This window comes from Stenotrophomonas sp. 93052_Sma (genome assembly GCF_056481145.1).
The window spans coordinates 3,112,658-3,132,179 of the sequence record NZ_CM151134.1; the positions used below are offsets into that span (position 1 = coordinate 3,112,658).

The 19,522-nt window shown below is 64.4% G+C and carries 21 protein-coding genes, 1 tRNA gene and 1 pseudogene; 7 read left to right on the plus strand and 16 right to left on the minus strand.

Annotation, left to right across the window (positions count from 1 at the left end; genetic code table 11):
• Positions 1-58: 58 nt before the first annotated feature.
• The 10 genes from ACZK2V_RS14695 to ACZK2V_RS14740 form a co-directional block, all read right to left on the minus strand.
• Positions 59-1,990, minus strand: a complete 1,932-nt coding sequence (locus ACZK2V_RS14695) for a DNA primase family protein (protein WP_164171073.1) — start codon at positions 1,988-1,990, stop codon at positions 59-61.
• A gap of 69 nt (positions 1,991-2,059) precedes the next feature.
• Positions 2,060-2,242: a ribbon-helix-helix protein, CopG family gene (locus tag ACZK2V_RS14700; RefSeq protein ID WP_141098938.1), complete on the minus strand. Its 183-nt coding sequence runs from the start codon at positions 2,240-2,242 to the stop codon at positions 2,060-2,062.
• A 490-nt stretch (positions 2,243-2,732) separates the two neighbouring features.
• Positions 2,733-2,996: a hypothetical protein gene (locus ACZK2V_RS14705; protein ID WP_006375902.1), complete on the minus strand. Its 264-nt coding sequence runs from the start codon at positions 2,994-2,996 to the stop codon at positions 2,733-2,735.
• A gap of 9 nt (positions 2,997-3,005) precedes the next feature.
• Positions 3,006-3,257, minus strand: a complete 252-nt coding sequence (locus ACZK2V_RS14710) for a hypothetical protein (protein WP_006375905.1) — start codon at positions 3,255-3,257, stop codon at positions 3,006-3,008.
• Complete coding sequence (locus tag ACZK2V_RS14715) at positions 3,250-3,906, minus strand: DNA N-6-adenine-methyltransferase (RefSeq protein ID WP_049400621.1); 657 nt, start codon at positions 3,904-3,906, stop codon at positions 3,250-3,252. The genes ACZK2V_RS14710 and ACZK2V_RS14715 overlap by 8 nt, the downstream gene beginning before the upstream one ends.
• Positions 3,907-4,013: 107 nt before the next feature.
• A complete protein-coding gene (locus tag ACZK2V_RS14720; RefSeq protein WP_012480712.1) occupies positions 4,014-4,367 on the minus strand; it encodes a hypothetical protein in 354 nt (117 codons plus the stop codon).
• 105 nt (positions 4,368-4,472) lie between these two features.
• Positions 4,473-5,204 (minus strand): hypothetical protein, encoded by a 732-nt coding sequence (locus ACZK2V_RS14725; RefSeq protein WP_006375976.1) that lies wholly within the window; start codon positions 5,202-5,204, stop codon positions 4,473-4,475.
• The gene (locus ACZK2V_RS14730; RefSeq protein WP_478426842.1) at positions 5,204-5,722 is read right to left on the minus strand and encodes a site-specific integrase; all 519 of its coding nucleotides are present in this window, start codon (positions 5,720-5,722) and stop codon (positions 5,204-5,206) included. The genes ACZK2V_RS14725 and ACZK2V_RS14730 overlap by 1 nt, the downstream gene beginning before the upstream one ends.
• Entirely contained in the window at positions 5,719-6,654 is a 936-nt protein-coding gene (locus ACZK2V_RS14735; RefSeq protein ID WP_486322539.1) for a hypothetical protein, read from the minus strand. The genes ACZK2V_RS14730 and ACZK2V_RS14735 overlap by 4 nt, the downstream gene beginning before the upstream one ends.
• Positions 6,655-6,809: 155 nt before the next feature.
• Positions 6,810-6,899, minus strand: a tRNA-Ser gene (locus ACZK2V_RS14740).
• 124 nt (positions 6,900-7,023) lie between these two features.
• Here ACZK2V_RS14740 and ACZK2V_RS14745 point away from each other — a divergent pair.
• The gene (locus ACZK2V_RS14745; protein WP_486322540.1) at positions 7,024-8,094 is read left to right on the plus strand and encodes a DUF4241 domain-containing protein; all 1,071 of its coding nucleotides are present in this window, start codon (positions 7,024-7,026) and stop codon (positions 8,092-8,094) included.
• Between the two features lie 81 nt (positions 8,095-8,175).
• On the opposite strand, the gene ACZK2V_RS14750 is transcribed toward ACZK2V_RS14745, so the two are convergent.
• Complete coding sequence (locus ACZK2V_RS14750; protein ID WP_005410175.1) at positions 8,176-9,168, minus strand: LysR family transcriptional regulator; 993 nt, start codon at positions 9,166-9,168, stop codon at positions 8,176-8,178.
• A 122-nt stretch (positions 9,169-9,290) separates the two neighbouring features.
• Here ACZK2V_RS14750 and ACZK2V_RS14755 point away from each other — a divergent pair, with 122 nt between their 5' ends.
• Complete coding sequence (locus tag ACZK2V_RS14755) at positions 9,291-9,878, plus strand: FMN-dependent NADH-azoreductase (protein WP_486322541.1); 588 nt, start codon at positions 9,291-9,293, stop codon at positions 9,876-9,878.
• A gap of 223 nt (positions 9,879-10,101) precedes the next feature.
• Complete coding sequence (locus ACZK2V_RS14760) at positions 10,102-10,452, plus strand: SH3 domain-containing protein (protein WP_458074080.1); 351 nt, start codon at positions 10,102-10,104, stop codon at positions 10,450-10,452.
• Positions 10,453-10,631: 179 nt separating this feature from the next.
• Here ACZK2V_RS14760 and serS read toward each other — a convergent pair whose 3' ends face one another.
• On the minus strand, positions 10,632-11,912 hold the full coding sequence (serS, locus tag ACZK2V_RS14765; RefSeq protein WP_049422117.1) for a serine--tRNA ligase: 1,281 nt from the start codon (positions 11,910-11,912) through the stop codon (positions 10,632-10,634).
• Positions 11,913-12,025: 113 nt separating this feature from the next.
• On the opposite strand from serS, the gene ACZK2V_RS14770 reads away from it, so the two are divergent.
• A complete protein-coding gene (locus ACZK2V_RS14770) occupies positions 12,026-12,664 on the plus strand; it encodes an energy transducer TonB (protein WP_049422116.1) in 639 nt (212 codons plus the stop codon).
• 119 nt (positions 12,665-12,783) lie between these two features.
• Entirely contained in the window at positions 12,784-13,356 is a 573-nt protein-coding gene (locus ACZK2V_RS14775) for an energy transducer TonB (RefSeq protein WP_032127721.1), read from the plus strand.
• A 272-nt stretch (positions 13,357-13,628) separates the two neighbouring features.
• Here the strand turns inward: ACZK2V_RS14775 and aroA are convergent, their stop codons facing one another.
• The 4 genes from aroA to ACZK2V_RS14795 form a co-directional block, all read right to left on the minus strand.
• Positions 13,629-14,936 carry a 3-phosphoshikimate 1-carboxyvinyltransferase gene (gene aroA / locus ACZK2V_RS14780; RefSeq protein ID WP_486322542.1) on the minus strand — a complete coding sequence of 436 codons (1,308 nt, stop codon included), beginning with the start codon at positions 14,934-14,936 and terminating at the stop codon, positions 13,629-13,631.
• Between the two features lie 76 nt (positions 14,937-15,012).
• Positions 15,013-16,212 (minus strand): prephenate dehydratase, encoded by a 1,200-nt coding sequence (gene pheA / locus ACZK2V_RS14785; RefSeq protein WP_107432863.1) that lies wholly within the window; start codon positions 16,210-16,212, stop codon positions 15,013-15,015.
• Positions 16,213-16,263: 51 nt separating this feature from the next.
• Positions 16,264-17,349, minus strand: coding sequence for a 3-phosphoserine/phosphohydroxythreonine transaminase (gene serC / locus ACZK2V_RS14790; protein ID WP_049399654.1), 1,086 nt, complete (start codon positions 17,347-17,349; stop codon positions 16,264-16,266).
• 212 nt (positions 17,350-17,561) lie between these two features.
• Positions 17,562-18,371: an FHA domain-containing protein gene (locus ACZK2V_RS14795; RefSeq protein WP_486322543.1), complete on the minus strand. Its 810-nt coding sequence runs from the start codon at positions 18,369-18,371 to the stop codon at positions 17,562-17,564.
• Positions 18,372-18,496: 125 nt separating this feature from the next.
• Between ACZK2V_RS14795 and ACZK2V_RS14800 the strand changes: the two are divergent.
• Positions 18,497-18,770, plus strand: a pseudogene (locus tag ACZK2V_RS14800) (polyhydroxyalkanoic acid system family protein).
• Between the two features lie 76 nt (positions 18,771-18,846).
• The gene (locus ACZK2V_RS14805; RefSeq protein ID WP_164080436.1) at positions 18,847-19,338 is read left to right on the plus strand and encodes a phasin family protein; all 492 of its coding nucleotides are present in this window, start codon (positions 18,847-18,849) and stop codon (positions 19,336-19,338) included.
• Positions 19,339-19,522: the final 184 nt, after the last annotated feature.

A 19,522-nucleotide genomic window follows, 5' to 3' on the forward strand; every position in this document is an offset into this window, starting at 1 on the left:
GACCAATCCATTGGCTAGAGCTGATACGGAAGATGGGAACACGGATTTGGCCCCGCCTTTACGACCGCCGTTGGCGCGCATCCCCATCTCCCACCTTTCCGCCACCTTGGGTTTCGCTGCTTTCTCGGCCCGCCAACGGCTCACCGAACAGCGCACGAATCTCCAGTTCATTGATACGTTCCTGCAGCTGGAGTTGGATTGCCTTGGCTCTGGTGCGCCCTGCCTCCTCCCTCAACGCATCGGCATGGAGAGCTCCCATCTCAGCCGCCTGCTGCTGAGCGCTCAAGCGGTCGAATCGACGCTCTATCTCTTCCTGCCGAGCCCCTTGCTGTTCGAGGGTGGGCGTCACATCGGTTTCCCAAGGCTCCAAAGACTGAGAGCGCTCCTGCGCCACGCGCAGTGCTGTCACGGTCGCCGATGATCTCAACGGCAGATCGCCACAGGCCTCGCCGACGGTGGCTGCTCCGTTGATTCGCAGGCGCACGCATTCTTCCTGTTTGCCATTGATGCGACGGTTCGAGCGGGCGCCGTCGTCCAGGCCCATCTCTTTCAAGCCTCGCCAGAACTGGCGACCGGTGAGGAGATCGATGTCCGCCAGCCCTTGTCGGTAGCCCCAGTTTTTGTAGTTCTCGTAGACCTGCCGCATGGAAAGCGTGCACTCATCCGTCTCAATGCGCACCACGCGCTCGGCTTGAGCCCAAGCCATGACCTGGTCGCTGCCATGGCGGGCGGCCAGCTTCGCTGCGCGCACGGCTTCGGGCATGTCGGCGTCGGTGTCGGACAACGCCCTACCACGGGCCACGATGCGTCGGGCGCCTTCGAGCATCCAGTCCAGCACAAGCTGGCCTTCCTCTGCCAGGATGTTCTTGACCAGATCAGGGTCGTGCTGGTTGACCGGTACCGCCTTCTTCCAGTGCACGACGGTGAGGCGGCGCCACACCCCGTTGCTCTTGTCGCGGATGAAGGGGGCCGAATTGGACGTGATGATCCACTTGGCCGTGGAATGGTAGCTCGCCAGCTGCTTCTGGTTCTTCCGGTCGATGCCAATGCCATTGCCAGAGACCATCGTCTTGAACCGACCTTCGGCCCACTTCTCGCACTCCACTTCGTCCACCAGGATCAGGCTGGCGCCAATCATGGGTTCCAGGCTGAAGCGGTCGCCCAAAGTTTCAAGGTTGCAGCGGGCCACCTGACGGTGCATCGCTTCCACGATTTCCGCCAGGGTGGATTTGCCAGAACCTGCGACGCCGTGCCACCAGGCGGCCTGGCTGTAGACACCCGGCAACAGGGTCATGCCGCACTGCTCCTGGAGCAGGTCGATGACGCGCGGGTCGTCGTGGGCTTGGCGGAGGAACTTGGCGAATCGCGAGTCAGCCGGCAAAGGCTGGGGCTTGTATGCATGGCCCTGCCTGCCACCACAGGCCACCCTGACCGCGTGGGTCATGCCCAAGGCGGGATCAGGAGCGAGCACATGGAAACCGCCGGGAAGGATGTCCACGTAGCCGTCTGCCACCGGCACGATGGCCCGCTTGGCTTGGGCTGGCATGGGGTTTTTCTGGCGCAGCCGAAGGGAAGCCATGTCCCAGCAGTCCTTGGCGAGCTTGGGGCTGCCCGCGAAATCGGCGTTGCGGTCGATCCAATCGGATGCCACACCCACACCTTCCGCGTCGCTGATCGCTTGCCAGTAGGTACCGTTCCAATGGTGTACGATCTCGCCGGTGCCGCTGGTGGCTTGGCACGCCCACAAGCGATCGACGCATTCGGTGGTGCGGCGGGCAAACAGGATGGGGAGCGACGGTGGCTTGCGCTGGCCCTCTCGATCAACCGAGTGGCGGTAGAGCTGCTTGTGCTCCTCTGCCTCCAGGTTGACCTTGCGGGCGGAGGCTTCCGCACCCAGGAAGCGCGACGCTTCGAATGGCACGATGTTGCTTGGCTCTTCCGTCGTCGGGTTGACAGCCTTCCCTTTTGGGGACACATTGGTTGTAGACATTGTTGTTGGCTCCTCTCAAACCCTCGCCCTGGCCGGTGGGGGTTTGTCGTTGTGGGGGGACAGGCTTGCTCAGGCAGCGCGCGGGAGAGCGGTTTCCAAGGCGCGGCGAATGAACTCGCTCTCTGTCATCTCGTTTTCGGCCGCGGCGAGACGAAGGCGTTCGGCCAAGGGGCGTTTGATCCGAACGTGCTTTTTCACGCTGGCGCGGATGCTGTAAGTCGGCGGCGACGAGGGATGGGTGGCGGCGTTCACGGTGGCAACTCCGAAGGTGAAAGGTTTGGTGTGTCCCACATGGGGGACACTTCCACTCAACCACTCCAGGAGCTTTCCGCAACCCACGGTTTTTGACTAAACACGAAAACTGCGGAATCTCTCGCACTTTTTCCGGAAGCCCTGTTCTGCTGGCTTTCCCTTCCCTGCTGGTCTTCCATTAGCCAGCAGAAAGAGAAGACCAGCAGGAAGACCAGCAGCTACAAACCCTTGATTCCAAAAGCTTTGCATTCATAGAAAACCGTTCCGCTGGTCTGCTGGGTCAAAAAAGAATCGGTTTTGAAATTTGAGATACCAACACTTTCCATGCGATTTGGACGCATTTGCACAGGGGAGTTGAATCGAAAGCCAGCAAGCCAGCAGCGCACTTTTAGTCGCAGAAATCCCTTGGGATTCAACGACCTTGCACTACTGGTCTTCCTGCTGGCCTTCGATCGCTGCTGGCTAGTGGAAGACCAGCAGCCGGAAGTTCCTACTCATTTTCGGCCAAACACTCCAGTTGCTCGCGCTTGCGATCGGTCAAGAACGGATGCTGAAACTCCCTCCCGCTTTCCACCTCCGTCACCACCACGTGTTCTTCAATCGTAAGGGCGCCATGGTGCCAATCGATGGCATCCAACTCCGCCAAGGACAGTCGCGCGAATGCCTCCATTGCCTCGGACTGGGTCTGGGCAAAGACCTCAATCACCTTGCTCACCAAGTAGTCACCCCGGACGACGAATTCGTAAGTTCCCATCGGCTCCTCCTAATAGTTGAGGTGGTGGCGCATGGTTGGACAAGGCCAGTTGAGATCTTCGCGTTCGGAACCATCGGGGCTGATGACCTCCACAAAGCCGTAGATCTCCTCCAACTCGGTACGCCAGCCACCGGCATGAATGTCAGCCACTCCCATCGAGTTCAGAATCTCCAAGGCTGCCGCCTCTGAGTCCGCGTCGATTCGGATTTCCAATTCGGCCGTCGCGCGGCCCAAGACAACAACGTTCCAGCGATCAGCCATTGGAGCTCTCCTGGTTCGCCGTGGCCACCTGCCCTACCCGCTGGATGGCAAAGAACTTCCCGTGCAACGCACCGCTCGCCTGCGCTTGCTGAAGGTGATCGGCGGCGCGCTTGCCGTAAGTCACCACCAACGATCCCGACGGCGCTGCCGTGCCGGTGGTTCCGTCGGGACGCACAAACCTCAGCCTCCCACGGGTGAACAGGATCGCCGTCGCGTTGGGGTGGGAAAGCACGCAGTCGTGCATCCATCCCGTCTCCATGTTGACCGGCACCAGGGCGATACCGCCGCCGGGGTGGTTGGCCAGCTTGCTCAACCACTTCTCAATCCCTTTTCCGTAAGGCGGATTCATCCACACGAATGCCTGCTTGGGCCACGGCGTAGCCAAGCCGTCCTGGCTCGGCGGGATCATCCGGCTGGCCGTGGGTGCGGGCAGCCGCGACGGGTCTTCGGGCGTGCAAGGATCGAGGTCAAAGCCGCGCCTTCCCCCCAGCGCCCTGACGATGGCAGGCGGGGTATACCAATCGACGCTCGTGTGGGCCTTGTCGCTTGCCTTGTAGCAAACGGAGGTGAGCCGGGTGGGTTTAGCCGCTACGAGGCGCTTGGAGCGGGTTGCTGCGTTGAACGGCAGAACGTTGGACTTGGGCTGCATGAGGATTCTCCAGGCAAGGCTCCGTCAGCACGGCTGCGTTGCCGCGTTGAAGAATGGGTTTTGGGAGTTGGGCTTGAACCAGCCCGAGAGGCGCTGCTGGCGGCGGGTTACCACCAAGAGTTGTAGAACACGTCCCAACCGTCGTTGATCAATGCGCGGGCCTGCGCAATGAAGTCCAGATCTTCTTCAGCTCGATCGGGATCCGATTCACCGAAGAAGAAGCCTTGGGTATAAGGCAAATCATCGTTCAGCACAGCCTGTTCCAACGCATCAAGATCGTCCAATCCAAGGAATACGGGAACTTGGTTGAAATCGAAGGGATCAACCTGCCCCGTCCTAGCACTGTGCAACTTGAACATCCAACCATGAAGGTTCGGATGCTTTCGCCAGTAGAAAAATAGTTCTTGAGTGCGATCTCGCACATCAGTGCGGGTCTTGACCGCATACATATCGAGGCCCATCGGCTTGCTCCATCGCCCCGACCACCGAGGCGTTGGAGTAATCATCCGAACTGAGAGCCTCCATCGATACGGATATTGGAGGCCTCCAATATCCGTTAGCAGCCGTTACATTCGCCCATTGCGCTTGTCGGGCATCTTTGGAGGCGCCGGCTGCAGGCGTTCGTGCAGCGCTTGTTCGATCACCCCAGCTCGCGAGGCGTCGAGCTGCTGAGCCAGGTCCCGCAGACGGCTGGCCTGGGCTTGGGCTGCGTTGTTGAATGCGTCCACCCACTGGCGCTTGACGTCAGGGTTTTGCCAAGGCTGGGCGAAGGCCTCGGTCAGCGTGCAGACCCGAATCCCAAGCCCGATTTGCACGCCCAATGCTTGGAGCTGGCGAATTAACGCATCGCTGATGGGTTGGTCAGTCAGTGGCTCCAGGAAGAACTGCTTAGCCTTGGACCCTTTGGCCACCAGAAACGGCAGTTCTGCAGTTAGGAGGGTGTCGATCGCAACGCCCCGTTCGCTCAACGGCTTCCACAGGCCCTTAGCCTTGAGCTCGGCTGCCCAGGCCATCAACGGAACAAGGGTGGTCGAGCGCTTGCGAGTTCCCTTCACCGTGAACAGCGTCCCTTTTGGGGAGTGTTCCTTCAAGAGGTGTTGCAATTGGGCCGTGCTGATCGCCAACACCCCAGCGGCCTCATTGAAGCTCAACGCCACGTCCACCTTGGGCCGCTGTTTCGCTAGGCGCAAATGGTCTGCGATCTTCTTCTCCATCTGGCCCACGTTTTCGGTGCCAGAGAGCTTGCCGAGAAAGCGATCGATGGCGCGGCGGTAAGCATCAGCAGCAGTAAGGGCCATTAGTTCGGCTCGCTCCCCTTACGGCCGACCTTTGAAGAGCGCGCGGCAGCATTGCTGCTTCGCCGCCCGACCTTGCGCGCCGGCAGGGTGCGCAGCGCCTCCAGGTCGATTCCGTAATCTAGGACACCCAAAGCTGGCGTTCCTCCGGCACCGTTGAGCTTCTCACTCACCGTAAAGGGCCTGCTGTAAGTCGCGTGGTGTTCGTCGTCCAATTCGTGGCCGACGATTTGGGCTCGCATCTCAGAGGCCACACCGCTGCCCTGCATCTCCTGAATCACGGTCTTTCGGAGACTATGGAAACCACGTTTCGCTTTCGACCACCCACCACTGTGCTTTTGGAGGTAGTAGCTGAACGCCTTCGATATCCAGTTCCCCGCACCATTCTTCGCCTTACTGTCAGCCTGCGGAAACAATCGCCAGTCCCCGCTCTCCCTTCGTTCGGCGACGTAGTCCAAGAAACCAAGCTTGATCAGGTCGGGATGCAACGGGACGACCCGATTGGAAACATCGGTCTTCAATCGCTGATCCTCCCCCTCATCGGTAAACCGTATGCACGGGATTCCCTCCTCTTCCTTGACGTCGAGGGTAAACAGCTGCCCCACCTCACCTGCCCGGGCGCCCGTATACAGGCCCAACAAAGCCGCCCAGCGCGCCCCGTTGAAAGCTGCTTGAAGCTATCAGGCGCGAAGAGTTGATGAACCTGATCCAAGGTAAAGGCCTGGAAGCCAAATTTTCTGCGCTTGCGCTTCTCCGCCATCGAAACGCTGACGTGACCTGCGGCGACATTGTCTCCCTTGAGCACGTAGCCTGAAGCCATTGCCCAAGTGAAGAATCCTCTCTTTCCTGCGAGGTAGCTCTGGCGATTGTTGAGCGTAGAACGCGTTAACCCGCGCTTGGCCAAATGGTCGTAGAAGCGGGCCATCTCAGGCCGCGTGATGGTGTGCAGCTCGCGCTCGGCGCCCAAGAACTCGATCAGCTCTGTCACGGGAAGCAGTTTGATGCCGACCGTTTTGACCTCGATGTCCTCGGCGGCGACTTTATCCTGCCAGATTCGCTTCGCATCGATCAGGCTGATGGTCTCAGATGGCAGGGGCTGCGCCGCCGCTGATTCCAACGGGTTTGGCCCAGCCGCCGCCGGAACTGCACCCGCATCACGGAAGTGGAACTTGCCGATTTCTTCCAGCGCCTCCATTGCTCGAGCATGGTCGGCCGCATCCGTGGTCCGAAGACGGAAGCCCGGCAAGTCAATTTCATAACGCCGGGAGCCGTTCTCCGCGACGCTGCGCAGAACATCCTCAACCGTGAGTCCCTTCTTGGTCATGCACCCATCCCTGATGGCATCGAATGCTTGAGCATAACGCTGCGCGATGGCCAAGGCAGCCACTCTTGCGCTATGCAGTTGGATGCCCAAGGGATGCTTGACGAAAGGTTTGCCGACGATACCGCGCATGTCCGTCGGAACGCGCATGCGAAACTGGTAACGACCTGTGGAAGAGCGAGTGAGATAGCTTGGTAATCGCATCGGAGTTGTGCCCCGATTTGTGCCCCAAGCCGCCCTTCAAGACCTTAAAAAATGTCGTTTAAAAACAAACACTTACTAAGGATTGGCGGAGAGAGTGGGATTCGAACCCACGGAAGGTTTAACCCTTCGCCGGTTTTCAAGACCGGTGCCTTAAACCGCTCGGCCATCTCTCCAATCGGGTCCCGGTCGCCCGGGCAGCGGCGTATTCTCGCACGTGAAGAGCATTTGCCCAAGACCACCCTTGCCCCCGCCCTTCGCATCCGGCACGGTGGGGCCTTCACTGCAATCGGAGCCCCCATGGCCCACCTCGATCTGGCCAACCTGCGCACCACCCTGCTGGACGACACCCAGCTGGCCGCAGTGGCCCTGCACCGCACGTTCGCCGGGCACCTGCCGGTCAGCAGTGGGCATCTGGTGGTCTGCGATCCGCTGGTCCAGGCCGAGGCGCCCGCGCTGGCCGACTACACCGCCCCGCTGGGCCGGCATCCGGTCGAGATCATCGTGCACAGCGGCCGCCCGGCGCTGGCCGTGGTCTGGTTCAAGCCCCGCGATGCCCTCACTGCGTCTGCCCTGCACTGGCAGATGGCACGCTGGACCACGCAGGACCTCACTGGACTGGATGAGGACAGCTTCATTGGCTATCCGGTCGACGCCGGCATCGGCTGCTTCATGGATACCAACACCCAGCAGGCACTGCTGGCCCTGATCGAACAGGCCGATGGCGACGAAGACAGCGAATGGTCGGATGCGCTGATCGACCATGACGGCCTGGATGAAGGCGCCGAGTACCGCCCCTGGGGCGAGGACTCTCCACACGGCCTGGTCGTATTCACCAGCGGCTGGGGCGACGGCGTCTATCCCAGCTACTGGGCGCTGGATACCTCCGGCATTCCGGTCGCCCTGGTCACCGACTTCCTGTGCATCCAGGGCGGTGACGGGCGCGACGAGCGCGAGATCGCCGACCAGGCCTATCGCGATAGCCTTCCACCCGAAGAAGCTGAAGCGCTGGCACGGCTGGTTGCCGCCGTGGACCGCGACGACCCGGATGCGCTGCGAGAGCTGTTGAAGGATGCGCCACAGCGCGCCAACCAGATCGAGCCCGGTTGCGGCGGCACCGCCCTGTTCGAGGCGATCCGCCTGGACCGTCCACAGGCACTGCGGGTGCTGCTGCAGGGCGGCGCGTTGCCGGCAATGCCGGAGCGCCTGCACATGAGCAAGGTGACCAGCTACATGGACTACGCCCGCTTCCTGAAGAAGCCACGCAGCGCGGAACTGATGGCGGTGCTGGAAGCGCCGGTCGTTGCCGAGCCCACACCGACCGCACCGCCGCGGCGCAGCTTCTGGGATCGGCTGTTCGGCCGGAAGTGACCGGGGCCGGAAAGCAGCAACGCCGGGCATGGCCCGGCGCTACCGTTTCACAGATTGGCGGTGCGGTTGCGGCCAGGAGCCTCAGCCCGCATCCACCGCCAACGCGCCCAGCGCACTGGCCTTGATCCGCTCCTTGGCCTTTTCACAGGCGCCACCGCAATCCAGGCGCGAGGCCTCCAGCTGCGGCGGCAGGTGCTCGGCCAGGAAGTCGATGAACACGCGCACCGCCGGCAGCAAGCCGCGGCGCGAGGCGAACACGGCATGGCACACGCCCTGCGGCAGCGACCAGTCCGGCAGCACCACTTCCAGCTCGCCGTTGCGCACCGCATCGGCGCACACGGTTTCCGGCAGCATGGTGATGCCGAAACCGTCCTTCACCATGCTCTGCAGCAGCGGGAAGTCGAAACCGGCCACGCGCGGCTGCAGGTCGACCCGGCGAACCTCGCCTTCCGGGCCGTGCAGCTCCCAGCGCTGGCGGGCTTCGTCTTCGCTGATGCTGAGGGTGACGTGCTGGGTCAGCTCTTCAGGATCCTTCGGCCGGCCGGCGCGATCCAGGTACTTCGGGCTGGCCACCAGCAGTTCCTGCACCTGTCCGAAGCTGCGCATCACCAGGCTGCCATCGTCGTCCAGGCGCGAGCGCACGCGCAGGGCCACGTCGTAGCCTTCATTGATGATGTCCACGCGGCGGTTGCTGATGTTCAACTGCAGGCGCACCTTCGGGTACTGCTCAAGGAACTTGGGCAGCAGCTTGGGCAGCTGCATCTGCGCCAGCGATACCGGCACGCTGGCGCGCACCACGCCGCGCGGTTCCGCGCTGAGGCGGTCCACCACTTCGCGTGCGGCCTGTGCCTCGGCCAGCATCGTCTGCGCGTGGCGGTGCACGCTGGTGCCGACATCGGTGACGGCGAAACGACGCGTGGAGCGCTGCAGCAGGCGAACGCCCAGGTCGGTTTCCAGCTGGCTGATGCGGCGGCTCAGGCGCGACTTGGGGATACCCAGTGCGCGCTCGGCGGCGGCGAATCCGCCATGGTCGACCACCATCGCGAAGTAGTACAGATCATTCAGGTCATGCATGCCCGAGTTCCATATCTAGAACAATACGTGGCATTCAACCACCTTTATCCCGCCTTTGCAACAACCTATCGTTCTCTCCGTCGGCGGCAAGTCCGCCACCTCTCCCGAACCTAGGTACTGCCATGAAGCTTCTGCACATCGACGCCAGCGTGCTTGGCGACAACTCCGTCTCCCGCCACCTGACCGCCGCCGTGGTGGCCCAGTTCACGCAGCAGATCGACGACCTGCAGGTTGATTATCGCGATCTTGACGCCAATCCGGTACCGCACCTGCGCAGCGGATCGCTTGCCAAGGCCGACGCTGCCGAAGCCGCCGATGCTGAACAGGTACTCGAGCAGTTCCTGGCGGCCGATATCGTGGTGATCGGCGCGCCGATGTACAACTTCAGCATTCCGTCCACCCTGAAGGCCTGGATCGACCGCGTGGCCGTGGCCGGGCGCACCTTCAAGTACACCGAGAACGGCCCGGTCGGCCTGGCCGGTGGCAAGCGGGTGATCATCGCCAGCAGCCGTGGCGGCATCTACACCGATTCGCCCGCGGACTTCCAGGAGCCGTTCCTGCGCCAGACGTTTGCCTTCTGGGGCATCAACGATGTCGAGTTCGTACGTGCCGAAGGCATCGCCTACTCGCCGCAGCACCGCGAAGACGCCATTGCCGGCGCACTGGCTGCGCTGCCGTCGCACGAAGCGGCCGAGGCCGCCGCGGCGTAACGCGTTCCAGCGTTCGGCGCCGCTCTCTCCTCGTCTGGGCGCTGAACGCGGGCCGGTATCCCCTCCCCCATCCCGGCCCACCCTGGCGGCCCCGCTTTGCGGGGCCGTTTTTTTGTGGCGTATGGACTGAGCGCTACGTCATCCACGCATGGCGTGGCTCTACCGCACGTGCGCATGGATACGCTGCCATGCGCGACGCTCACCAGAACGTTAGGCTGGGGCCATGAACTACATCGTGACCACTGCACACCGCAGCGAATTTCCGCACCCGATCACCCTGCGCCGTGGCCAGGCGCTGGTGGTGGGCGAACGTTATGAAGGGCCTGAAGGCTGGGAAGACTGGTTCCTGTGCGAGGCAGAGGGCCAGCAGCCGGGATTCGTGCCCGCGCCGGTGATCGGCCGCGACGCGCAGGGTGGCGCATTTGCCACGGAAGACTACTGTGCGCGCGAACTGGATGTGGATCCCGGGCAGCTGCTGCGTGGCGAGCGCACGCTCAATGGCTGGGCGTGGTGCGTGCCGGAGACGGGCGACCCGGGATGGGTGCCGTTGGAGAAGGTGCGGGTTGTGGAGTGATCACGGTGGTTCATCCACGCATTGCGTGGATGTAGCCCGCATCGTAGATCCACGCCATGCGTGGATACGGTGCCATGCAAGCATGGCACCCACCAGAGCCGCAGCAGTGCCATGCAAGCATGGCACCCACCAGAGCCAGAGCAGTGCCATGCAAGCATGGCACCCACCCCATCAGGCTATCAGCCGATGGTTTCCAGGCCGCCCATGTACGGACGCAGGGCCTCCGGCACGGTGATGCTGCCGTCGGCGTTCTGGTAGTTCTCCATCACCGCGATCATCGCGCGGCCCACCGCCACGCCCGAACCGTTCAGGGTATGCGCCAGTTCCGGTTTGCCGGTGGCCGGGTTGCGCCAGCGGGCCTGCATGCGGCGGGCCTGGAAGTCACCACAGTTCGAGCACGAGGAGATCTCGCGGTAGGTCTCCTGCGACGGCAGCCAGACTTCCAGGTCGTAGGTCTTCACCGCCGAGAAGCCCATGTCGCCGGTGCACAGCAGCACCTTGCGGTACGGCAGGCCAAGCTTTTCCAGCACCACTTCGGCGCAGCGGGTCATGCGCTGGTGTTCGGCATCGCTGTCTTCCGGGCGGCTGATCGAGACCAGCTCGACCTTCTCGAACTGGTGCTGGCGGATCATGCCGCGCACGTCGCGGCCACCGCTGCCGGCCTCGGCACGGAAGCACATCGAGTGGGCGGTCATGCGCAGCGGCAGGCGTTCGGCATCGACGATCTCATCGCGCACGATGTTGGTCAGCGGTACTTCCGAGGTCGGGATCAGGTAGCGCGTGGAGTCGCCCACGGCGGTCTTGAACAGGTCGTCCTCGAACTTCGGCAGCTGGCTGGTGCCGCGCAGCGAATCGGCGTTGACCAGCAGCGGCACGTTGGTTTCCTCGTAGCCGTGCTCACCGGTGTGCAGGTCGACCATGAACTGCGCCAGCGCACGGTGCAGGCGCGCAATCGGGCCGCGCAGCACGGTGAAGCGCGAACCGGACAGCTTGGCGGCGGTTTCGCCGTCCAGCCAACCGTTGCGGGCGCCCAGTTCGACGTGGTCGAGCACCTTGAAGTCGAACTGGCGCGGGGTGCCCCAGCGCGCCTGCTCGACGTTGTCGTTCTCGTCGGCACCGGCCGGCACGTCATCGGCCGGCAGGTTCGGAATGCCCATCGAGATGGCGTCGATCCTCTCGCGCAGCTCGTCCAGCGCCACTTCCGAGGCCTTCAGCTCGTCGGCGAAGGCGGCGACCTCGGCCATGATGGCCGAGACGTCCTCGCCCTTGGCCTTGGCCTGGCCGATGGCCTTGGAACGGCTGTTACGCAGGCTCTGCAGCTCCTGGGTCCGCACCTGGATGCGCTTGCGATCAGCCTCCAGGGACTCCAGGGCAGACACGTCGAGCTCGAAGCCGCGGCTGGTGCGCAGGCGTTCGGCGAGGTCGGCGGGCTGGTGGCGGAGCAGGGCTGGATCAAGCATGGCAGGTGTCGTGGTGGGTATCAGGGATGGGATTATCGCTTGTTATACGGATTTCTGCCGCCCGGTTCATTCCCGGCGTGGCAGAATCGGGCTATTCCGTACTGGTCCGGTCCATGTCTGCACCCCGCTCGTCGTCCGCCAAGTCGTTCACTGTGCATATCCCGCGCAACGCCCTGAAGATCGCCGGCATCGCCTTCGGCGTGGGCGTGCTGCTGTTCGTGCTGGTCTGGCTGACCGGCCGTGACAAGGAGTTCTTCCGCGCCGACCCGGCCGCACAGACCCCGCAGGAAACCGCCCAGATCGAGCCCCTGCCGGAACCCTTGGCCGCTGCCGCCGGTTCCAGCGACATGCCCGATGCCAAGCCGGCACCGGTGGAGGAAGAAGCGCCGAAGCTGGTCGAAACCGCTCCGCCGCCACCCGCCCCGATCGCCGAGCCGGCCCCGGCCGCCCCGGGCGCTGCGCCGGCTGCGACCAGCAACAGCCAGCCGATGCCGATTGCCGGCCAGTCGCCGCCGCCGTCGTACCCCGCCGCCGCCCTGCGCGCCGGCGAAACCGGCACCGTGGTGGTACGCGTAGACGTGGACGCCACCGGCTATCCCAACAACGCCACAGTGATCCAGCGCAGTGGTTCACGCGACCTCGACCGTGCCGCCACCGACGCGGTGCGCCGCTGGCGTTTCACCCCGGCGCAGAGCAATGGCCAGGCCGTGCCCGGCAGCATTGAAGTGCCGTTCGACTTCAAGACGCAGTAACTGAACGCTTCCCGGCAGGCAAACTGAACCCTGCCGGTGGCGTTGACGCAGCGCTGACACTTCCCGTCCATGGCTCGGGCAACACTTCCCACGTCGTCAGTTGACGGAAGGAGTTTGCGATGACTGCCACCACCCACGAAGACCTTCATTCGCCGCAGCTGCAGCAGGATTCGAGCGTGCAGCACAAGCCCACGTCGCCCTGGATGTGGATCGCGCTGATTGTGGCGATGTTTGCGGCCGCCCTGCTGTGGCTGCGCCATTCCAACCAGGAGGATGTGGCGCCGGCACCGGTCGGTGAGCGCATGTTGCCCGCCCCTGAGCAGGCTGCGGTGACCGATGCAGCAGCACCTGCAACGCGCCAGGCCGCCCCGGCCTCCAGCCAGCACAAGACTGCGCCGGTCGCGCGTAATCGCGAAGCACGCCCTCTGGCCAGCAACCGCATGCCCACCTACCCCGCTGCCGCACTGCGCAGTGGCGTGCAGGGCAGCGTGATCGCCAGCCTGAATGTTGATACCCGTGGCAATGTCGCCAACGCTGCGATCGTTTCGCGCAGCGGCGAGCGCAGCCGCGACCTGGACCGTGCGGTGCTGAACACCGTGCAGAACTGGAAGTTCCAGCCTGCGGTGCATGACGGCCGCGCAGTAGCAAGCGTGGTGCGGGTCCCGGTCGATTTCCGTACCGAGCAGCGTTGATCGCGGACGAGGGGTTCGTGATGTTTCGACGGAGGCTTCGGCCTCCGTCTTTTTATGCGGAAAGGCGTGCCAACCAAGGTTGGCACCTACCGGGTGATATGAGCGTGCCGACCAAGGTCGGCACCTACCGGGTGATGTGAGCGTGCCAACCAAGGTTGGCACCTACCGGGTGATATGAGCGTGCCGACCAAGGTCGGCACCTACCGGGTGATGTGAGCGTGCCAACCAAGGTTGGCACCCATCGGGTTGCGTCATCCGCCGGGCGTGGCCTTTCAGGCCAGATTGAACCCGGCGCTGCGCGCCAGGCCATCGAAGTCCGGGAAGGAGGTGGCGACGTTGGCGATATCGTTGATGCGCACTTCGCCGTCACTGATCTGGCCGGCGATGGCGAAGGCCATGGCGATGCGATGGTCACCGTGGCTTTCGATGGTGCCACTGCCCAGGCGCACGCCGCCGTGCAGGGTGGCGCCGTCTTCGGTTTCGTCCACCTGCATGCCCAGCGCGCGCAGGCCGGTCGCCATCGCGGCGAGACGATCAGATTCCTTTACCCGCAGTTCGGCGGCCCCGCTGACCACGGTCTGGCCTTCGGCGGCCGCAGCGGCCACGAACAGCGCCGGGAACTCGTCGATCATGTCCGGCACCAGTGCTTCCGGAATGCGTGCGCCCTTCAGCGGGGCATAGCGCACCACCAGGTCCGCCACCGGTTCACCGCCCTGCTCGGCCGGATTCTCTTCGGTGATGTCGGCACCCATCAGGCGCAGCGCATGCAACAGACCGGTGCGGCGCGGGTTCAGGCCGACCTGTTTCAGGCGCAGCTCGGAGCCCGGAATGATGCTGGCAGCCACCAGATAGAACGCCGCAGACGAGAAGTCGGCCGGCACCACGATATCCGTGGCACGAAGGCGTTGGCCGCCGCGCAGGCGCGCCTTGCCCGGCGAGAATTCGATGTCCACGCCGAACGCGGACAGCATGCGCTCGGTGTAGTCACGGGTCGGGTGCGGTTCGGTCACCTGGGTGTCGCCCTGCGCGTACAGGCCGGCCAACAGCACCGCCGACTTGATCTGCGCGCTGGCCACCGGCGAGGCGAAGTCGATGCCGTGCAGCGATTGCCCGCCATGCACGTGCAGCGGCGGCGTCCCGTCTTCCTGGGTGTCGATCTTCGCGCCCATCTGCGACAGCGGGCCGGTCACGCGGCGCATCGGGCGGCCGGACAGCGACTCATCGCCGATCAGCGTGCAGTCGAATGCCTGGCCCGCCAGCAGACCGGCCAACAGGCGCATGCCGGTGCCGGCATTGCCGCAGTCCAACGGTGCGCTGGGCGCCTGCAGGCCATCGATACCGACGCCGTGCACGATGCGCTGCGAAGCGCTGGGCATTTCGATGCGCACGCCCAGCTGGCTGAAGATGCGCGCAGTGGCGCGGGTGTCCTCGCCTTCCAGGAAACCTTCGATATGCGAGGTGCCATCGGCCAGCGCGGCGAACATCACCGAGCGGTGCGAGACCGACTTGTCGCCGGGAATGGTCAGGCTGCCCTGCAGCGGCTGGCCCTTGCGGGCGATCCAGTGTTGCGCGTTGCTCATCGTTCGATCGTTCCGTAAACGCCGGCAGCGCCGGCGATGCATCAGGGAGCGGCGGCCGTGGCCGCCGCCGCAGCACTCAGGGCACGGCCACCGGATAGGAGCCGAGTACCTTGATCTGTGCCGAGTGCGCTTCCAGTTCGGCCAGCGCGGACTGCATCGGCGCATCGTCGATGTGGCCGGCCAGGTCGATGAAGAAGCCGTATTCCCACTTGCCGTGGTGCGACGGCCGCGACTCGATGCGGTTCATGCTGATGCCGTGGCGGGCGAACGGGCTGAGCACGTCGAACAGCGCACCGGGCTTGTCATGGATGAACACCAGCACCGAGGTGCGGTCATGGCCGGAGGTCGGGAAGATGTTGCGGCCCACCACCAGGAATCGCGTGGTGTTGTCGGCATCGTTCTGGATCGGCTTGGTGACCACCTTCTTCAGGCCGTAAACATGGCCGGCACTCTCGCCACCGATGGCGGCGGCATCGTCGGCATTGCGGGCGCGGCGCGCACCTTCGGCGTTGCTGGATACCGGAATCTTCTCGGCCTTCGGCAGGTTGGCGCGCAGCCAGGCCGAGGTCTGCATGAACGACTGCGGATGCGCGTAGATGCGCTCGATGTCCTCGATGCGGCCGCTGCGCGACATCAGGTACTGCTGCACGCGCAGTTCCACTTCGCCACAGATCTTCAGGTTGGAGGTCAGGAACATGTCCAGGGTGATCTGGATGGTGCCCTGCCCGGAATTCTCCACTGGCACCACGCCGAAATCGGCGTTGCCCGCTTCCACTTCCTGGAACACTTCCTCGATGCTGGCCATCGGCAGGCCCAGCGCCGAGCGGCCGAAGTGCTTGAGCACGGCCTGCTGGCTGAAGGTGCCTTCCGGGCCGAGGTAGCCGATTTTCAGTGGCTCCTGCTGGGCCAGGCAGGCCGACATGATCTCGCGGTAGACGTGCACCAGCAGCTCATCGCTGAGCGGGCCTTCGTTACGGTCCACCACCATGCGCAGCACCTGCGCTTCGCGCTCGGGGCGGTAGTAGTCGACGGCGGCGGCAAGCTTGCCCTTGGCCTTGCCGACCTGGTGGGCGAAGCGCGCGCGCTCGGCGATCAGGCTCTGGATGTCGCGGTCGATCTGGTCGATCTTCGAGCGCACATCGGCCAGCGCCAGCGGCGCCAGGGTGGGTGCCGGGTTCGACGCGGCCTTGGCCTTGCCCTTCGCCTTGGTGGGCGCGCTGTCCTTGGCCGGTTCAGCCTTCTTCGGCGCCTTCTTGCTGGATTTGCTGCTTGCCATCGGAGTTCCTTGTTGCGGGGCACGCACCCGACGGTGCGCGCCGTTCATTGCTCAACCGTGACGCTGCTGGAAATCGGCCATGAAGGCGACCAGCGCCTCGGCCCCGGCCAGCGGCATGGCGTTGTACAGCGAGGCGCGGATGCCCCCGACCACCTTGTGCCCCTTCAGCGCCAGCAGGCCGGCGGCCTTGGCTTCGGCGACGAAACGGGCATCAAGCTCGGCATTGGGCAGGAAGAACGGGATGTTCATCCGCGAGCGTGCCGGGTGTGCGACCTCGTTGCGGTAGAAGCCCCCGGAACCATCGATGGCGCCGTATACCAGCGCGGCCTTGGCGGCATTGCGCTTGGCGAACTCGGCCACGCCGCCCTCGGCCAGCATCCACTTGAACACCAGGCCGGCCAGATACCAGTTCCAGGTGGGCGGCGTGTTGAGCATCGAGTCGCGAGCGACGTGCGAGCGGTAATCGAAGATGTCCGCCCGCGGCTGGCCGCTGCGCTCCAGCAGATCGCGGCGGATGATCATCACCGCGATGCCGACCGGACCGAGGTTCTTCTGAGCGCCGGCGTAGATCACGCCATAGCGGCGCACATCCAGCGGTTCGCTGGCGATGGACGAACTGAAGTCGGCGATCAGCGGGACGTTTCCGGTATCGGGTACATCACGGAACTCGACACCGTGGATGGTCTCGTTGGCGGTGAGGTGCACGTAGGCGGCGTCGGGCGACAGCTGCCAGTCGGCGCGCGGCGGCAGCGTGCGGTAACCATCGGCCTCGCTGCTGGCGGCGATGTTGACATCAACGTAGACACCGGCCTGCTTGACCGCCGTCTTGCCCCAGTGACCACTGACCACGTAATCGGCACGCTGGCCGGGGGTGGCGAAGTTGAGCGGGATCAGCGCCTGCTGGGTGGTGGCACCACCGGACAGGAACAGCACCGCATAGTCTTCGGGGATATCGAGCAGTCGACGCAGGTCGGCCTCGGCCTCGGCGGCCACGGACATGAACTCCGCGCCGCGATGGCTCATTTCCACGATCGAGGCACCGGTACCGTGCCAGTCCAGCATTTCCGCCTGCGCCTGGCGCAGGACCGATTCCGGCAAGGTTGCAGGGCCGGCACTGAAGTTGAACGCGCGCGTCATGTCACACCTGTGGGGCAAGATCCCTAGTATGCCGCAGTGCACCAGCCTTGCGGCCTTGTGCGGCAAGGGAAATTTGGTTTCATTGGAATCCATTGGCCAGCAGCATTGCCCCGGTAGTCGCCGACCTTGGTCGGCGTACGCCGTCAGGCGTCATCCCCGCCGAAGGAGCGTGCCGACCAAGGTCGGCACCTACCAGAGCGGATACGGCCGGTTCAGATCAGCGCGCCGAACCAGAGCAGCAGGCTGAGCAGTGCGGCCAGCAGCAGCGCACTCACCAGCAGCCACGGCCAGCGCCGGACCTTGCGCGGCGCGGCCGGCAGCACCGGCGCCTGCTCGGCGTCCTGGCTGGACTCGTCTTCATCCGGCAGCGGGCGCCGGCGCGGGTCATGCGGCACTTCCAGCACGAACCGGTGCTGGCCATCGAACACCACCTGGTCGCCTGCCTGCAGCCAGCAGTGGCGCACGGCCACGCCATTGACCCGTGTGCCATCGGCACTGCCCAGGTCACGCAACAGCACGCGCTCGCCATGCACTTCCACGCGGGCGTGCTGTTCGGCGAAGGCCGGCTCATTGATCTCGATGTCAGCGTCGCCACCGCGGCCGATCAGGCGGGACCGCGACAGCGTGAAGCTGCGGCCATGGTGCAGGCCACCGACACCGCGCAGCAGGCGCTGCTGCTCATTGGTGCCGTCACCGCTGTTCGGTGCGGGGGCCTGCAGCAGGCTCTCCACCTCGCCCTGCAGGACCATTTCCACGCCGTCCACATACACCGCATCGCCCGCACGCAGCAGCGCCATGCGCCGCACCGGGCGACCGTTCACATGAATGCCGCGGATACCGTTGCCGACCTGCAGCCAGAGGCCGCGATCATCCACGCAGAACTGTGCCAGCAGCAGGGCTCCGTGGCCGGCGTCGCCGAGCCTCACACTGCCATTGGCCTGGCGCACGATGCGTTGCACCCCGGGCCGCAGCGGCTGGTCGGGCTGTTGTTGTTGGCTGAAGTGAACAAGCAGGTTCTGCACGCGGCGCAGCCTAGCAGGTTGGTCGCCAACGAAGAAGAACCCACGATGAGTGCTTGGCGCGAAGGCCCTCGATGCGCACAATGCTCGCCCTCATTGATCATCCCCGCTTTGCGCCAGGAGCCTGCATGTCCACCATCGATGTCCGCCACGCCCACGCCCTGCCCGATGCACAGGCGCGCCGCGATCGAACAGGTCGCCGCCAAGCTGTCCGAGCGCTTCGGCCTGAAGTCGTCCTGGACTGCCGACGTACTGAATTTCTCCGGCAGTGGCGTGGACGGCGCGATCGAACTGCAGCCGGGCGCCGTGCGCGTCACGGCCAAGCTGGGCTTCCTGCTGTCGGCGATGAAGGGCATGGTCGAAGGCGAGATCCAGCGCGTGCTGAAGGAAAAGCTGGGCTGAACCCCGGCGGCGGCCATCACGGCCGTGCAACGCCAGCGCTACTCTCGGGGCAGGCCCAACTCCCACGGGAAGTGCGATGAACCACTACGAGAACGACGACCGCCGCAACGACGACGCCTCTTTCGGTGACCAGGCCGAGCGCTTCTCGCGCAAGCTGAGTGACTCGGCGCAGCAGGTCTGGTTGGCCGGCCTGGGCGCTCTTGGCCGTGCACAGGCCGAAGGCAGCCGCTTCTTCGACGGCCTGGTGAAGGAAGGCGAAGCCTGGGAAGCCCGCCGCCGTGAACGCAACGGCGAACAGGGCCCGGGCTGGCGCGACAACGTTGAAACGTCGCTGGACGAGGCCCGCGAGAAGGCTTCCGGTACCTGGAACAAGGTCGAAAAAGCCTTCGACGACCAGGTTCAGGGCGTACTCAAGCGCCTGCACGTGCCAACCGCCGACGAGGTGACTGCGCTGGAGGCGCGCATCGACGCACTGCAGGCACGCCTGGCCAAGCTGGAGAATCGCGACGCCTCGGGCACTGATGCACCTGCACCGGGCAGCCATCAGTCGCCAGGCAGCCTGCCCTGACCGGCAATTGTTGCAATGCAATAAATTTTGATTGACAATCGCGAGCAACCCGCCAATCGCTTCGGCTGCCGTTTGTTCCCTCCCCTCACGGCTTCAGGATTGGCGGGTTTTTCGTGCCCGCGGTATTCCGAATTGCGTGCTCCATCACGCTTCCTGTCAGGAACCTCCTGACTCAGCGGCACGG

Bases quoted from the DNA above. Each gene is read 5' to 3' on its own strand.
- ACZK2V_RS14695 (WP_164171073.1), bottom strand. From the start codon at position 1,990: ATGTCTACAACCAATGTGTCCCCAAAAGGGAAGGCTGTCAACCCGACG.
- ACZK2V_RS14705 (WP_006375902.1), bottom strand. From the start codon at position 2,996: ATGGGAACTTACGAATTCGTCGTCCGGGGTGACTACTTGGTGAGCAAG.
- ACZK2V_RS14710 (WP_006375905.1), bottom strand. From the start codon at position 3,257: ATGGCTGATCGCTGGAACGTTGTTGTCTTGGGCCGCGCGACGGCCGAA.
- ACZK2V_RS14715 (WP_049400621.1), bottom strand. From the start codon at position 3,906: ATGCAGCCCAAGTCCAACGTTCTGCCGTTCAACGCAGCAACCCGCTCC.
- ACZK2V_RS14720 (WP_012480712.1), bottom strand. From the start codon at position 4,367: ATGGGCCTCGATATGTATGCGGTCAAGACCCGCACTGATGTGCGAGAT.
- ACZK2V_RS14725 (WP_006375976.1), bottom strand. From the start codon at position 5,204: ATGGCCCTTACTGCTGCTGATGCTTACCGCCGCGCCATCGATCGCTTT.
- ACZK2V_RS14735 (WP_486322539.1), bottom strand. From the start codon at position 6,654: ATGCGCGGTATCGTCGGCAAACCTTTCGTCAAGCATCCCTTGGGCATC.
- ACZK2V_RS14745 (WP_486322540.1), top strand. From the start codon at position 7,024: ATGGCCCACCTCGATCTGGCCAACCTGCGCACCACCCTGCTGGACGAC.
- ACZK2V_RS14750 (WP_005410175.1), bottom strand. From the start codon at position 9,168: ATGCATGACCTGAATGATCTGTACTACTTCGCGATGGTGGTCGACCAT.
- ACZK2V_RS14755 (WP_486322541.1), top strand. From the start codon at position 9,291: ATGAAGCTTCTGCACATCGACGCCAGCGTGCTTGGCGACAACTCCGTC.
- ACZK2V_RS14760 (WP_458074080.1), top strand. From the start codon at position 10,102: ATGAACTACATCGTGACCACTGCACACCGCAGCGAATTTCCGCACCCG.
- serS (WP_049422117.1), bottom strand. From the start codon at position 11,912: ATGCTTGATCCAGCCCTGCTCCGCCACCAGCCCGCCGACCTCGCCGAA.
- ACZK2V_RS14770 (WP_049422116.1), top strand. From the start codon at position 12,026: ATGTCTGCACCCCGCTCGTCGTCCGCCAAGTCGTTCACTGTGCATATC.
- ACZK2V_RS14775 (WP_032127721.1), top strand. From the start codon at position 12,784: ATGACTGCCACCACCCACGAAGACCTTCATTCGCCGCAGCTGCAGCAG.
- aroA (WP_486322542.1), bottom strand. From the start codon at position 14,936: ATGAGCAACGCGCAACACTGGATCGCCCGCAAGGGCCAGCCGCTGCAG.
- pheA (WP_107432863.1), bottom strand. From the start codon at position 16,212: ATGGCAAGCAGCAAATCCAGCAAGAAGGCGCCGAAGAAGGCTGAACCG.
- serC (WP_049399654.1), bottom strand. From the start codon at position 17,349: ATGACGCGCGCGTTCAACTTCAGTGCCGGCCCTGCAACCTTGCCGGAA.
- ACZK2V_RS14805 (WP_164080436.1), top strand. From the start codon at position 18,847: ATGAACCACTACGAGAACGACGACCGCCGCAACGACGACGCCTCTTTC.